This is a genomic window from Burkholderia sp. MBR-1, assembly GCF_013822785.1.
Classification (GTDB): domain Bacteria; phylum Pseudomonadota; class Gammaproteobacteria; order Burkholderiales; family Burkholderiaceae; genus Burkholderia; species Burkholderia vietnamiensis.
Map to the genome: position 1 here is coordinate 43,154 of NZ_CP053610.1, position 13,856 is coordinate 57,009.

At 70.6% G+C, this 13,856-nt stretch carries 11 protein-coding genes; 4 read left to right on the top strand and 7 right to left on the bottom strand.

Annotation, left to right across the window (positions count from 1 at the left end):
* Positions 1-57: 57 nt before the first annotated feature.
* The 3 genes from MBR110_RS15120 to MBR110_RS15130 form a co-directional block, all read right to left on the bottom strand.
* Positions 58-960, bottom strand: a complete 903-nt coding sequence (locus tag MBR110_RS15120; RefSeq protein WP_230948589.1) for an ornithine cyclodeaminase family protein — start codon at positions 958-960, stop codon at positions 58-60.
* 180 nt (positions 961-1,140) lie between these two features.
* Positions 1,141-2,271 carry a DSD1 family PLP-dependent enzyme gene (locus MBR110_RS15125; RefSeq protein ID WP_059462052.1) on the bottom strand — a complete coding sequence of 377 codons (1,131 nt, stop codon included), beginning with the start codon at positions 2,269-2,271 and terminating at the stop codon, positions 1,141-1,143.
* Positions 2,272-2,364: 93 nt separating this feature from the next.
* Entirely contained in the window at positions 2,365-3,309 is a 945-nt protein-coding gene (locus tag MBR110_RS15130) for a LysR family transcriptional regulator (protein ID WP_014724475.1), read from the bottom strand.
* Between the two features lie 226 nt (positions 3,310-3,535).
* Here MBR110_RS15130 and MBR110_RS15135 point away from each other — a divergent pair, with 226 nt between their 5' ends.
* The 4 genes from MBR110_RS15135 (at position 3,536) to MBR110_RS15150 (ending at position 9,967) form a co-directional block, all read left to right on the top strand.
* Positions 3,536-3,883 (top strand): DUF4148 domain-containing protein, encoded by a 348-nt coding sequence (locus tag MBR110_RS15135; protein ID WP_011881381.1) that lies wholly within the window; start codon positions 3,536-3,538, stop codon positions 3,881-3,883.
* Positions 3,884-4,767: 884 nt separating this feature from the next.
* Positions 4,768-5,385 carry a DUF2760 domain-containing protein gene (locus MBR110_RS15140; RefSeq protein ID WP_181709390.1) on the top strand — a complete coding sequence of 206 codons (618 nt, stop codon included), beginning with the start codon at positions 4,768-4,770 and terminating at the stop codon, positions 5,383-5,385.
* A complete protein-coding gene (locus MBR110_RS15145) occupies positions 5,382-7,223 on the top strand; it encodes an Hsp70 family protein (RefSeq protein ID WP_011881383.1) in 1,842 nt (613 codons plus the stop codon). Before MBR110_RS15140 ends, MBR110_RS15145 begins: the two co-directional genes overlap by 4 nt.
* A gap of 5 nt (positions 7,224-7,228) precedes the next feature.
* The gene (locus MBR110_RS15150; RefSeq protein ID WP_059735632.1) at positions 7,229-9,967 is read left to right on the top strand and encodes an Hsp70 family protein; all 2,739 of its coding nucleotides are present in this window, start codon (positions 7,229-7,231) and stop codon (positions 9,965-9,967) included.
* 54 nt (positions 9,968-10,021) lie between these two features.
* Here MBR110_RS15150 and MBR110_RS15155 read toward each other — a convergent pair whose 3' ends face one another.
* The 4 genes from MBR110_RS15155 to MBR110_RS15170 are packed head-to-tail and all read right to left on the bottom strand — an operon-like array spanning position 10,022 to position 13,659.
* Complete coding sequence (locus MBR110_RS15155) at positions 10,022-10,618, bottom strand: peroxidase-related enzyme (RefSeq protein ID WP_034194900.1); 597 nt, start codon at positions 10,616-10,618, stop codon at positions 10,022-10,024.
* Entirely contained in the window at positions 10,615-11,145 is a 531-nt protein-coding gene (locus MBR110_RS15160) for a CMD domain-containing protein (RefSeq protein WP_011881386.1), read from the bottom strand. Before MBR110_RS15160 ends, MBR110_RS15155 begins: the two co-directional genes overlap by 4 nt.
* Positions 11,138-12,622: an NAD(P)-binding domain-containing protein gene (locus MBR110_RS15165; protein WP_059735662.1), complete on the bottom strand. Its 1,485-nt coding sequence runs from the start codon at positions 12,620-12,622 to the stop codon at positions 11,138-11,140. The genes MBR110_RS15160 and MBR110_RS15165 overlap by 8 nt, the downstream gene beginning before the upstream one ends.
* On the bottom strand, positions 12,619-13,659 hold the full coding sequence (locus MBR110_RS15170) for a LysR family transcriptional regulator (protein ID WP_059668419.1): 1,041 nt from the start codon (positions 13,657-13,659) through the stop codon (positions 12,619-12,621). The genes MBR110_RS15165 and MBR110_RS15170 overlap by 4 nt, the downstream gene beginning before the upstream one ends.
* Positions 13,660-13,856 lie beyond the last annotated feature (197 nt).

Sequence of the window (13,856 nt, forward strand, 5' to 3'; positions counted from 1 at the left end):
GCTCACGCATACGCGAGATGACCGCATGGCGACGCAACCTGCCGCGCGCGGCGGCGCTCACCATGGCCACGGAACGCGGTGGCCTGCGCCGTGCTCGACGGCCTGTCGATAGACGACGCGCGCGACGGTCAGATCCTGCAGCGCGAGGCCCGTCATGTCGAACACGGTGATGTCGTGCGCCGCACGATCGACCGCGACGACGCCGGCGAGCACGTCGCCGATCTCGATGCGCGGCAGCTCGGGCGCCCATTGGCATTCGCCGATGCTGCGCGCCTGCTCGTGATCGTCGACGAAGATTCGCGCGCGCGCCAACAGGTGTTCGGGAAGCTCGCGCTTGCCGGCGGTGTCGGCGCCGACGCAGGTCAGATGCGTGCCCGGCTGCACCGCGGCGGCGTCGAACAGCGGGCCGCGGCCGGGCGTCGCCGTGATCACCACGTCGCTGCCGGCCACCGCATCGTTGCGGTCGCGCGCGGCCCGGATGTCGCAGCGGGCGCTGAACGCCGACTCGAAGGCCGGGTCCGGGGCGCCGCCGGCGCTCACGTATTGCACCGCGCATCGCTGCGGCAGCAGCGCGAGCGTCCGGTCGAGCTGGGCGCGCGCCTGCACGCCGGTGCCGAATACGCAGACGCGCGAGCTGTCGGGACGCGCCAGCGTCTGCAGCCCGAGCGCCCCGGCCGCCGCGGTGCGCGCGGTGGTGATCGCATTGCCGTCCATGATGCACAGCGGGCGGCCGGTGGCCGGATCGAACAGCGCGATCGTCGCCTGGTGCGGCTCGCCGCCGCGGCTTCGGTTGCCGGGCCAGAAGCCGGCCGCCTTGAAGCCGAGCAGTTCCTGCTGTGCGACGTCGCCCGACTTGATGCCGAATATGCCGCCGGTATGGAGCTTTTCGCGCACCACCGGGAAGACGCGCCCGGCGCGCCGACTGTGCAGCACGAAAGCGTCGCGCACGGCCGCCGTCACCTGTTCGGCCTGAAGCGCGGGCCCGACGGCATCACGATCGAGAAGCAGGAGCTGGGCGTCTGACGGCATGGCGGGCGAGTCTGTGGAAAGATGATGCACAGTGGAATTCGATGAGGCGACTGTCGTTGAACAACCGGTTGCCTCGACGTTGAATCGCGACGGCCGCAACGGCCGGCGCTTTTACCACCCGTAGAAACGCGGCCACGTCTGCGTCGCGCCGTCGCGCGTCAGCGCACGGTATTCCGGATGTTGCGCACCGGTCGCGCACGCGTGGTTCGGCAGAATCCGCAAGCGGGTGCCGATCGGAAACCGCTTCGCGATATCCGGATCCGGCGTGCCGCTGCGCGACACGATCCCATGCTCCTGATTCGCCGAACTCATCAGATAGCCGTCGAGTGCGTCGCCGGCTTCGGTGCACACCTGACCGTAGCCGAAGTCCCGCGCCTGCCGCTGCGTGCCGCGATCGCGGCTCATCGCCATCCAGCCCGCATCGACGATCGCCCAGCCTTTCTCTTCCTGGTGGCCGATGACGGTGGTCAGCACCGACAGCGCGATGTCGGACAGCGCGCACACGCCGATGTTGTGCATCACGAGGTCGAACATCACGTACACGCCCGCGCGGACTTCCGTCACGCCGTCGAGGTTCGCCGCGGACAGCGCGGTCGGCGTCGAGCCGATGCTGACGACGTCGCACGGCAAGCCCGCCGCCCGCAGGCGCTGCGCGGCGTGCACGGTGCGCGCGCGCTCCTGTTCGGCGATCGCGACCAGCGCGTCGTGCGTGTCGTATTCGTAGCTCGAGCCGGCGTGAGCAAGGACGCCGCCGAGCGTCATGCCGCCATCGGCGAGCGTGCGCCCCACGTCGATCAGCAAGTCGTCGTCGGGGCGGATCCCCGAACGGTGACCGTCGACGTCGATCTCGATCCAGACTTCGAAGCGCTCGCCATGCTCGCGGCCGAACGCCGCGATCGCCTGCGCGGTGTGCAGGCTGTCGGCGACGATCTTCAGGTCGCAGCCGCGCCGGCGCAGCGCGAGCGCCTGAGGGAGCCGGGCGGGGATCATCCCGACCGCATAGACGATGTCGCGCACGCCGCTCGCGAAGAACTGCTCGGCCTCCTTCAGCGTCGACACCGTGATGCCGCGCGCGCCGGCCGCGATCTGCGCGTCCACGACCTGTTGGCACTTGGTCGTCTTCACGTGCGGCCGGAACGCGACGCCGAATGCGTCCAGATGCGCGTGCAAGCGCGCGATGTTGGCGTGCATCCGATCGACGTCGATCAGTGCGGCGGGGGTGGTGACGGTGGGGATGCCCATGATGCGTTGCCTCGATGGTTGGCGACGCACACACTCTACGGCGTTCGACTCGCCGCGGGTTTAACGCGGCGGAAATCGGTCATTAACACCAATTTAATGAGGGGCGGGCGGCGGCACCTTCGCGCGCCACGGCGGCGGCGCGAGAAATTGCGTGGCCGCTTCGAGGAACACCCGTTGTCGCGCGGAACGGCCCGTGCGCGACGGCAGCAGCGCGGTCACCGGCGCGGGCGGCAGATGCCAGTCGGGCAGCAGCCTGACCAGCTTGCCGCTCGCCAGCAGCGGCGCGACGTCCCATTCGGAGCGTTCGACGATGCCGAGCCCCGCGAGCGCCCAGTCGGTGATCACGGTGCCGTCGTTCGACGACAGCGCGCCCGTCACGCGGATCACGGCCGAGCGCCTGGCGTCGCCTTCGCCGTCGCCGGCTTGCGAGAAGCGCCAGCGGACGATGTCTTCGTCGTTCTCGCGCAGGCACAGGCAGTCGTAGCGGGCGAGGTCGGACGGATGGCTCAGTGCGCCGATGCGGCGTGCGTAACCGGGGCTTGCGCACAGGAAGCGTTCGTTGGGCGCGAGCGGATAGCCGATCCACGACGACGATTTCAGGCTGCCGACGTGGATCACCACATCGGCGCCCGACGCGCTCGTCAACGGGCTCTCCGACAGATGCAGCGAGATCTCGAGCTTCGGATGCGCACGCTGCACGTCGCGCACGATGCGCGCGACGTACTTGCGCCCGAAGCCGAACGGCGCGACGACGCGCAGCGTGCCTTGCACGTCGCCGTGATCGCCGGAGAGGCTGAGCGGCAACGCTTCGACGCGCTCGAGAATCGCGACGGCTTCCTGGTACAGCCGCTGCCCTTCGTCGGTCAGCGCGATGCCTTTCGACTGCCGCACCGCGAGCCGGACCTCGAGCCGCGCCTCCATCCGCTGCAGGCGCAGCGTGACCGCGGGCGGCGTGAGGTCGAGCAGGCGCGCGGCAGACGCCAGCGAGCGTGACGCGCCGATCGCGCGAACGAGCCGAAGATCTTCGAGGTCGAGCATGAAATGTCCGTTGATGCTGGCGTGGCCGGGCATCGATTAAACCGCACTTGGCGCGCGGAATCCATCGCTGCGCAGCGGTTGTGACGCCGGATTCCATCCGCGGCCAGCAACAATCACTTCCACGCAGCCCGATAACTCTCGAGGGCGCACGTGCCTAAACTTTAGTCATTGGCAACGAACGAGGTGTTCGAAGCCACACAACCAGACACAGTCGGAGGTACGTATCATGAAGAACCTTATTCAAGCCGTTGTCGTTGCTGCTGCCCTTGCCGCTCCGGTCGCCGTTTTCGCTCAGAACACCGCACCGCTCACCCGTGCGCAAGTGCGTGCCGAGCTGATCGAACTGGAGAAGGCCGGTTATAACCCGGCGGTCGGCGAAGACCCGCACTATCCGGACGACATCCAGGCCGCACAAGCCCGCGTCGATCAGCAACATGCGCTGGCTCGCGCACAAGGTGTCGACAACAGCGGTGTGGGCAACAACGCACAAGGCGCCGCAGCGGCCGGCAAGCCGGCGAAGGTCGTCGCGCCGCGCGCGAATGACGAGATGAAGTCGCTGTACCGCGGTCACTAAGCAGCACGAGTGACGCGAGGTTCGAGCGGAAGGCCGTAGGGCTCCCGCGTCGAACCGGACGGCCCGCGATTGCGATCAGCGCAATCGCGGGCTGTTTTTGTATCGGTTGGGCGGGCGTGGGTGCGCTGCGCGGCCGGGATCGATGGTCGCGCTCGGCGCATTGAATCACGCGGGTTTTGTCGAGCCGTCGCGGTTGCCGGTTCGCGCTCATGGTCGGCTGGGCCCGACGCGAGGCGATGCGTCATGTCGTTCGCGTTTCTCTTGCGGCTCGCATCGGCTTCGGTATCGCCATCGCCGTAGAGTCATCGAGCCGACGAACGCTCGGCGCAAGCGCGTTCGAACGATGCGTAATCGCAGCCGGCCTGCAACGATCGCGGTTGCGCCCGCGCGTCGCATCGACGGATGGGTAGCCAGTCGGCAATACGCACGACGACGGCCCGCGTATCTTCTGCTGCCGATCTCACGCGAATGACCGGCCGCGACGGCATCGGTTTCGGCGACGACCGACGCCGTCGCCGCAATGCCGCGTATGCGCCATCACGCGCACTCGCGCGTGCATGCCACGAACGCATTCGCACGCCGATCCCAACCGCCAGCGACCCGCCACCCCGGCCCGGCACGGACACCCCGCGCCATCGCGGCCGACGTCCTGCAGCAGGCCATCCGACGCATTCCTGCACGCCGCGAAAGCCATCGCGCCCGTGTCCCGTCCCCCGGACTTCTGCCCGATTCGCCCGCCACAGGGCAAAATACGGGTTTTCCGCACCCGAGAGGGCGCGCCCGAACTACGCGCCGGGCCGGGCGGCGTGCGTTTCGCGCATGCCGCTGCCGGGCGCTCAGGCAAGCTGCTCGCCGCGTCGCGAGCCCACAGGAGTCCACACCCCATGCCCGAATCCAACCTGTCCTTCTTCGGCCGGCTGTCGCTGGCCGTCGGCACGTTCTTCTCCGTGCTCGGCAACCGCGAGTTCGCGGCCGGCGTGCTGCGCGTGCGCGACGGCGCCGCGGCACCGATCGCACCGGCACCGGTTGCGCCGGCACCGGTTGCGCCGGCACCGGCCGCGGCGCCCGCACCCGCACCTGCTCCCGCACCGGCCAAGGCGCCCGCGCCCGAACTGCGCGAAGCGAGCCCGCAAGCCGCGCTTCAACTGCTCGGCCTGCTGCAGCGCGATGCGCGTTTCATCGATTTCGTCGAGGAAGACATCGCCGGCTATGCGGACGCCGACATCGGCGCAGCCGCGCGCCTCGTGCACGACGGTTGCCGCGCCGCGCTGCGCGAACACTTCACGATCGTGCCGGTACGCGACGAAGCCGAAGGCACGCGCGTGACGCTGCCGGCCGGCTTCGACGCGACGGCCGTGCGCGTGACTGGCAACGTGGTCGGCGCCGCGCCGTTCACGGGCACCGTCAGCCATCGCGGCTGGCGCGTGGCCGACGTGCGCCTGCCGAAGCTGACGGGCAGCCACGACGCATCGGTGATCGCACCGGCGGAGGTGGAACTGTGAGCGATCCGCGCTATTCGATCGGTATCGATCTCGGCACGACGCACTGCGCGCTGTCCTACGTCGACAGCGCCGCGAGCGACGGCGAGAAAATCGTGCAGCAGGTGCTGCCGATCGCCCAGCTGACCGCGCCCGGCGCACTGGAGTCGCGCGACCTGCTGCCGTCGTTTCTGTATCTGCCGCACGAGAGCGAGCTCACGCAGGGCGACCTGACGCTGCCGTGGACGGCGTCGCGCAATTTCGCGGTCGGCGAGATGGCGCGCACGCGCGGCGCCGGCACGCCGATTCGGCTGGTGTCGAGCGCGAAGAGCTGGCTGTGCCACCCCGGCGTCGATCGCCGCGCGGCGATCCTGCCGAGCGATGCGCCGCCCGAAGTCGCGCGCGTGTCGCCGCTGGAAAGCTCGACGCGCTACCTCACGCATCTGCGCGAAGCGTGGGACCACGCGCATCCGGACGCGCCGTTCGCCGATCAGGACGTGACGGTCACGATCCCCGCGTCGTTCGACCCGGCCGCGCGCGAGCTGACGGCCGAGGCCGCGCGCGCGGCCGGCTACGCGCGGATGACGCTGCTCGAGGAGCCGCAGGCGGCGCTCTACAGCTGGATCCAGAAGAGCGAAGGCGGCTGGCGCAAGCAGGTGCAGGTCGGCGATCTGATCCTGTGCGTGGACGTCGGCGGCGGCACGACCGACCTGTCACTGATCGCGGTAGTCGAACGCGACGGCAATCTCGAACTGCATCGCGTCGCGGTGGGCGAGCACATCCTGCTCGGCGGCGACAACATGGACCTCGCGCTCGCGCACGTGGTCGCGCGCAAGCTCGCGCAGAACGGCACGCAGGCCGATCCGTGGCAGCTGCGCGCGCTGACCTACGCGTGCCGCTCGGCGAAGGAAACGCTGCTGTCCGACCCGACGACGGATGCGGTGCCGCTCGTCGTGCCGAGCCGCGGCTCAAAGCTGATCGGCGGCTCGATCCGCACCGAACTGACGCGCGCGGAACTCACGCAGACGATCCTCGAAGGCTTCTTCCCGCAGGTCGATGCGGCGGCGCGGCCGGTGAGCCGCGCGCGCGTCGGCCTCACGCAGCTCGGCCTGCCGTATGCGCAGGACGCGGGCATCACGCGCCATCTGGCGGCGTTCCTCGGCCGTCAGGTCGCGGCGCTCGACGCGCTCGACGGCGTGGCGCGCACGCTGCCGGCGGGCGCGACGTTCCTGCATCCGACCGCGGTGCTGTTCAACGGCGGCGTGTTCAAGTCGGCGCTGCTCACGCAGCGCGTGCTCGATACGCTGAACGGCTGGCTCGCCGCGGAAGGCGCGCCGGCCGCCCGCCTGCTCGAAGGCGCGGACCTCGATCTCGCCGTCGCGCGCGGCGCGGCCTACTACGGCTACGTGAAGCGCGGCCGCGGCGTGCGCATTCGCGGTGGCACGGCGCGTGCGTACTACGTCGCGATCGAATCGGCGATGCCCGCGGTGCCGGGGCTCGAGCCGCCGGTGCAGGCGCTGTGCGTCGCGCCGTTCGGGATGGAGGAGGGCACCGATGCGGCGCTGCCGCCGCAGGAGTTCGGCCTCGTCGTCGGCGAGCCGGTGCAGTTCCGCTTCTTCGGGTCGTCGGTGCGCCGCCAGGATCAGGTCGGCACGCTGCTCGACTACTGGTCGCCGGATGAATTGCAGGAGCTCGAGGAAATCCAGGCGACGCTGCCCGCCGACGGACGCACCGTCGGCGAGATCGTGCCGGTCAAGCTGCATGCGCGCGTGACCGAAGCCGGCACGCTCGAGCTCGAGGCGATCCCGAGCGGCACGAGCGAGCGCTGGAAGGTCGAGTTCGACGTGCGCGGCGCCGCCTGAGCGCGATGAAGCGCTATACGGTCGGTATCGACCTCGGCACCAGCAACACCGTCGTCGCGTACGTCGAGGCCGGCTCCGACGCGATCCGCGTGTTCGACGTCGAGCAGCTGGTCGGCCCCGGCGCGGTGGCTGCGCAGCCGCTGCTGCCGTCGGTGCGCTATCACCCGGCGGCCGGCGAACTGCCGGCCGACGCGATCGCGCTGCCGTGGACGGCCGGCAAAGCGGCCGACGCCGTGCCGGCCGTGATCGGCCGCTACGCGCGCACGCTCGGCGCACAGGTGCCGGGCCGGCTCGTCAGCAGCGCGAAGAGCTGGCTGTCGAACGCAGCGGTGGACCGGCTCGCGGCGATCCTGCCGTGGGGCGGCGCCGACGGCGTCGCCAAGGTGTCGCCGGTCGATGCGAGCGCGAGCTACCTCGCGCACGTGCGCGCGGCCTGGGACGCGCACTTCCCCGATGCGCCGCTCGCGCAGCAGGACGTCATTCTGACCGTGCCCGCGTCGTTCGACGACGGCGCGCGTGCGTTGACGGTCGAAGCCGCGCGGCGCGCGCAACTGCCGGCGTTGCGCTTGCTGGAAGAGCCGCAGGCCGCATTCTACGACTGGCTGTACGGTCAGCGCGCGACGCTGCGCGCTACCTTCGCCGCGCCGCGGCGCGTGCTGATCTGCGACGTCGGCGGCGGCACGACCGATCTGACGCTCGTCGACGTCGCACCGGGCGACGACGGCGAACCGACCTTCACGCGCGTGGGCGTCGGCAATCACCTGATGCTCGGCGGCGACAACATGGACCTCGCGCTCGCGCGCCTGGTCGAGCCGCGCCTGACCGAGCTCGGCACGCGGCTGTCGGCCGCGAGCCTGTCGCAGCTCGTCGAACGCTGCCGCGCGGCCAAGGAGCGGCTGCTCGGCGCCGCTGCGCCGGCGTCCGTCACCGTGACGCTGCTCGGCGCGGGCAGCCGGCTCGTCGGCGGCGCGCGTTCGACCGAGCTGACGCGCGCGGAGGTCGAGCAGATCGTCGTCGACGGTTTCTTTCCGCAGGTCGACGCGAACGACATGCCGCGCCGCACGCGCGCCGCGATCGTCGAGTTCGGCTTGCCGTACGCGAGCGATCCGGCCGTCACGCGCCACGTCGCCGCGTTCCTGAATCGCCACGCGCAGGGGCCGCTGCCCGACACGCTGCTGCTCAACGGCGGCGTGTTCCGCGCGGACGCGCTCGCCGGCCGCCTCGCGCAGACGCTCGGCGCATGGCGCGGCGCGCCGCTCGACGTGCTGCACAACGCGCATCCGGACGTGGCGGTCGCACGCGGCGCGGTGGCCTATGGGCTCGCGCGCGGCGGGCATGCACCGCGCATCGGCGGCGGCTCCGCGCGCAGCTATTTCCTCGTGCTGGACGACGGCGGCGATGCCGCCGCCGCGCCGCGCGGCGTGTGTCTGTTGCCGCGCGGCACCGACGAAGGCCGCGAGCTCCGGCTCGATGCGCGCACGTTCGCGCTGCAGCTCGGACAGCCGGTGCGGTTCCATCTGGTGTCGACGGTCGCCGACACGGTCTATCGGCCCGGCGATCTCGTCGAACTCGCCGGCGGCGACTTCGTGCGGCTGCCGCCGATTGCGACGGTCATCGACCGGCAGGCGGGCGGCGGCGCACGCGAAACACCGGTGAAGCTCACCGCGTCGCTGACCGAGGTCGGCACGCTCGAAATGCACTGCATCGCGACCGATGATGCGTCGCGGCGCTGGCGGCTCGAATTCCAGCTGCGCGGCGATGCGCCCAGCCCCGGCGATGTCGACGGGCCCGCGCGCCATCCGCGGCTCGATCAGGCGATCGAGTTGATCGACCGCTCGTTCGGCGGCAAGGCAGCGAACGTCGAGCCGAAGGACACGCGGCGGTTGCGCGCGCAACTGGAGCAGGTGCTCGGCCCGCGCGACGAGTGGGACGTCGCGCTCGCGCGCGAGCTGTTCGACGCGTTGCTCGCGCGTGCGCGTCGCCGCCGCCGTTCGGCCGATCACGAGCGCGCGTGGCTGAACCTCGCCGGCTATTGCGTGCGTCCTGGCTTCGGCCATCCGCTCGACGCGTGGCGCATCGAGCAGCTGTGGCCGCTGTTCGACGACGGGATCCAGTACGTGAACGACGCGCAGGTGTGGTCCGAATGGTGGACGCTGTGGCGGCGTGCGGCCGGCGGCCTCGACGACGATGCGCAGGCGCAGGTGCGCGACGCGATCGCGTTCCTCGAACCGTCCGACGACAAGCGCCGCAAGCTGCCGTTCGACCCGGCCAAGGTCGGGCCGGCCGACATGACGCGCTTGTCCGCGTCGCTCGAGCGATTGCCGGTCGAGCGCAAGGTGGAACTGGGCGAGCGGTTGATCGCGCAGTTGCAGAAGCCGGCCGAGCGCACGCTGTGCGCGTGGGCGCTCGGGCGCATCGGTGCGCGGCGGCCGTTCTACGGCAGCGCGCACAGCGTCGTGCCGGCCGACGTCGCGCAGCGCTGGCTCGATGCGCTGTTCGCGCTCGACTGGAAGCAGGTCGAACCGGCGGCGTTCGCGGTCGCGCAGATCGCGCGGATGACGGGCGATCGCGAACGCGATCTGCCGGACGACACGCGTGCGGCGGTGATCAAGCGGCTGTCGGCGGCGAACGCGTCGGCCGCCTGGATCGACATGGTGCGCGAAGCGATCGCGTTCGATGAAGCGGACACGGCGCGCGTGTTCGGGGAGACGTTGCCGGCGGGGTTGAAGCTGCTGGAGGGTTGAGCGAACGGCCGGGCGCCGCATCGACGGCTCGCCGGCCGGCGAGCAGCGCCACCGTCAAGTGTTCGTCGTGGCCTGCGGAAACACCGGTTCGCCGAGCGTCAGCATCAAGCGGTTCGCCCACGCGAAGATCGCGATCGCATGCGACAGGTCGAGTATTTCGTCATGAGCGAGTCCCGCGGCCTCGAGCGCGGCGATGTCGCTGTCGTCCACCGTGTCGGGCCGCTCGGTTAGCGCGATCGCATAGCGGACGATCGCGCGTTCGCGCGCGTTCGTCCCCGCCGTCGATGGGTCTTCAAATACCTGCTCGATCGAATCGCTGCGTTTCGCGAGCTGCGTGAAGCGTTGCGCATGGACCGATGCGCAGTACACGCAGCCATTCACACGCGACACCACCGTGCTCGCCAGTTCCCGCTCCGCGCGCGACAGTCCGCCGGGGCCGTACATGATCGCGTTGAACACGGCCGAGCGTTGCCGCAGGATCTCGGGCTGATGCACGAGCAGCAGGTAATAGTCGGACGTCTTTGCGTGCGGATGGCTCGCCTCGAGCACGTCGAGCTGCTCCGCGGTGGCGCGTTCGAGCGGCACCGTATCGAGCCACGCACGCCAGCCGAGCGTGTCGGACGTGAAGCCGTGGGAGGTGACCGTGGTCATGCGGCCTCCCGCGCGACGCGCGTGTGCAACGCGCTGGCCGCCGCCGCGACGCGCAGCTGATACGCGACGAACGCGACGAGCTGCGACAACGCAACGATTGCCGCCGTCGTGAATCCCGCCGACTTCAGTGCGGCGAGATCGGACGCGTGTGCGTCGACGGGCGACAGCGTCAGGCGCCGCGCATGCGCGAGCAGCGCACCCAGACGGCGCGGCAGCGCATCGAATGCGTCGGCGTCGGCGCGCGCGATGTCGTCCGGCGTGCCGCCCGCCTCGATCAGCCGCGCGTGGTAGGTCGCGGCGAGTGCGTGCGCACTCGATCGCTGCGCGACGTAGCGCGCCGCATGCAGACGCTCGATGAGCGAAAGATCGGGCAGCGCGGCATCGAACAGCGCGGCTTCGCTCAACTGCGTATGGCGCAGCACCTTCTCGCGCGCGCGGCGCAGTGCGGCGACCGGACTGTCGTCGCGCAGCCCGGCGACCGCGTCGATCGTATCCGGCGCGGCGGCCGGCGGTTGGGTATCAATCATCGTGGTGGGTTCCGGTGGTCACGGGTGTCGTGGAAGGCGCCGTCCACGCGTCGGCGTCGCGCCATTCGTCGCCATGCAGCTCCGCGTTGGCGAACGCGACGAGCGCGTCGTAGTGGCGGTCGCGATCGTCGTCGAACAGCCGGCTCGCGATGCCGCGCGCGAGCCGTCCCGCGCCCGCGCTGATCGCGGGGATGTCGCCGGACAGCTTGCCGTGGCTCAGACTCGCCGCATTGTTGAAGCAGTGGATGCGCGTGACGGCTGGGCATGCGCCGCGCTCGCGTTCCTGGAACGCGAACGCGGGACCGAGATCGGGCGACTCGGCGAGTTCGTCGAGCCAGGTGCCGGGCGGCGGTTGGTAGCGATCCTTCCAGCGCCGCACATGCGGCCCGAACGATGCGAATTCCGTGCGCGTGGTCCAATCGGAATGGAAGCCCGTCGCGAAGATCAGGAAATCGACCGTGTAGCGACCGCGCGGCGTGACGACCTGCAGCCCGTCATGAGCGTCGACCAGCGTTTCGATCGGGCTGGCCGCATGGAAGTACGCGTGCGGGTGCCGCGACACGCGCAGCACGCTCTCGCGCGGCGGCGGTGTCTGCGACGTCAGCGCATAGTGCATGAAGCGCCACTTCGTCGCGTCGTCGAGCGCGGCGAAGCCATGCACGAGGCCCGGGCTGCCGATGCCGGTCAGCTTGTTGATGCGCGGAATGTCCGCGCGACGGAACAGCAGGTCGACGCGAGCGGCGCCTGCCTCGAGTGCGGTACCGGCATTGTCGAACGCGGACGCGCCCGCGCCCACCACGCCGACGCGCTTGCTGGCGAGCGCCGCGAAATCGATCGGCTCGGACGAATGCGCCCAGCGCGTGCGCGGCACGCGTTGCGCGACGGGCGGAACGTACGGGCCGCCGAGTCCGTCGCGGCCGGTCGCCAGTACGACGTGACGCGCGAGCACCGTCCGCGTTGCGCCGCTCGCTTGCAAGTCGAGCGCAAGCAGGCCGTCGTCACGCGGGCGCAGTGCGACGAGCGTGGTGTCGTTGTGCACCGACAGGTCGAGCACGCGGCGGTACCAGCGCAGATAGTCCATCCACTGCGTGCGCGGGATCTTGTAGAGCGCATCCCATGCGTCGTGGCCGTGGCAGGCTTCGAACCACGCGCGAAAGGTCAGTGCGGGGAGCCCGAGCGCGGGGCCGGCGAGCTGCTTTGGCGAGCGCAACGTCTCCATCCGCGCGAAGGTGACCCACGGGCCTTCGTAGCCGGCCGGCGCGCGGTCGATCACGCATTGGTTGTCGATGCCGAGCAGACGCAGCTCGGCCGACGCCGCGAGCCCTGCCATGCCGCCGCCGACGATCGCGACGTCGAGTACGCGCGCACCGTCGACCTCGCGCGGCGGCACCCACGACGGCGGGGGCAGGTCGAGCCAGCGCAGGTCCTGCGCGACACGTGCTTCCAGTGCCGCGAGTGTGTCGGGCGTCGCCGTCATGCGGCCTCCTTGCGGGCGCCGCGCGCGTGCGCGGTTCGGGTCGATCGGGTAGGGCGCGTCGCGCAAGCCGGGCGCGCGTCGCCGTCGGTGCGCGGCCGGTCGCCGCGCATCCACGCGTCGTGCACAGATGCATCGTGAAAGATCACGCCGTCGAGGAGTGTGCGCGTCGTGCGCTGCAGCGCGTCGAGCAGCGCGTCGACGGCGGCCGTGCGCGGCTTGCCGGCCGGCGTCGCGACGCCGAACGCAAACGGTATGTCCGCATCGAGCGGGCGTACGACGACGCCTTCGACCGGCAGTGCGACGCCCGTTGCCGGATCGACGATCGCGATCCCGAGCGCGGCGCGCGCGGCCATCACGGCATTCAGCGATGCGTTGGTCTCGACGAATACACGGACGTCGACACGTGCTGCGGCCAACGCCGCATCGATGCGCTGGCGCAGCCGGTGCCGGTTCGCGACCGTCACGATGCGGCGCCGCGCGAGATCGCGCAGTGCGATACGCGGCTTGGTCGCGAGCGGATCGGCCGCGGCCAGCACGGCGACGCAACGGGCTTGCGCGATCCAGTGCACGTCGAGCCCGGCATGCGCGATCGGCAACGTGACGACGCCGATATCGGCGGTGCCTGCCAGCACTTCGTGCACGACGTGTTCGGCCGATTCGCTGCGCAGCTGGTAATGCGGCGCGTGCGCGCCGTCGGGCAGCGCGGCGAGCGCGGCCGGCACGAGCGCGGCCGCGAGCGAAGGCGTGGCCGCGATGCGCACGGGCTCGGCCGTTTCGTCGCCGAGTGCGCGCGCCCGCGCTTCGATCGCGCGCAGGCCGACGAGCGAACGCTCGACTTCGTCGTAGAGCAGGAACGCGCGGCGCGTCGGCGTGACGCGGGGGCCGTGCCGGTCGAACAGCGCATAGCCGAGATCGGCTTCGAGCTCCTGGATCTGCCGCGTGACGGCCGGCTGCGAACGGCCGAGCAGTTCGCCCGCGCCGGTGACGCTGCCGGCCGACATGACCGCCGAAAATGCTTCGAGTTGATGCAACTCCATGGCGCGTTCCGATGATGCAATGTGCGCATTGTAGGAGCGCAAGCATGCGTGATTCATATAATGATTTTCGCTATCGACAGCGCGAAAAGTGCGAAGCGCGGGCGCACCGCGCGGAGTTCGATTACGTGCATGCGTGCCGGTCCCGCACGGCCGCGCATGTCGAACCTCAATCGAATCAAAGCGCTGCGCCGCGTACG

What these genes read in the sequence shown, in the direction of transcription:
- MBR110_RS15140 (WP_181709390.1), top strand. Translation starts at nt 4,768, where the DNA reads ATGCCCGAATCCAACCTGTCCTTCTTCGGCCGGCTGTCGCTGGCCGTC.
- MBR110_RS15165 (WP_059735662.1), bottom strand. Translation starts at nt 12,622, where the DNA reads ATGACGGCGACGCCCGACACACTCGCGGCACTGGAAGCACGTGTCGCG.
- MBR110_RS15155 (WP_034194900.1), bottom strand. Translation starts at nt 10,618, where the DNA reads ATGACCACGGTCACCTCCCACGGCTTCACGTCCGACACGCTCGGCTGG.
- MBR110_RS15150 (WP_059735632.1), top strand. Translation starts at nt 7,229, where the DNA reads ATGAAGCGCTATACGGTCGGTATCGACCTCGGCACCAGCAACACCGTC.
- MBR110_RS15135 (WP_011881381.1), top strand. Translation starts at nt 3,536, where the DNA reads ATGAAGAACCTTATTCAAGCCGTTGTCGTTGCTGCTGCCCTTGCCGCT.
- MBR110_RS15130 (WP_014724475.1), bottom strand. Translation starts at nt 3,309, where the DNA reads ATGCTCGACCTCGAAGATCTTCGGCTCGTTCGCGCGATCGGCGCGTCA.
- MBR110_RS15125 (WP_059462052.1), bottom strand. Translation starts at nt 2,271, where the DNA reads ATGGGCATCCCCACCGTCACCACCCCCGCCGCACTGATCGACGTCGAT.
- MBR110_RS15170 (WP_059668419.1), bottom strand. Translation starts at nt 13,659, where the DNA reads ATGGAGTTGCATCAACTCGAAGCATTTTCGGCGGTCATGTCGGCCGGC.
- MBR110_RS15160 (WP_011881386.1), bottom strand. Translation starts at nt 11,145, where the DNA reads ATGATTGATACCCAACCGCCGGCCGCCGCGCCGGATACGATCGACGCG.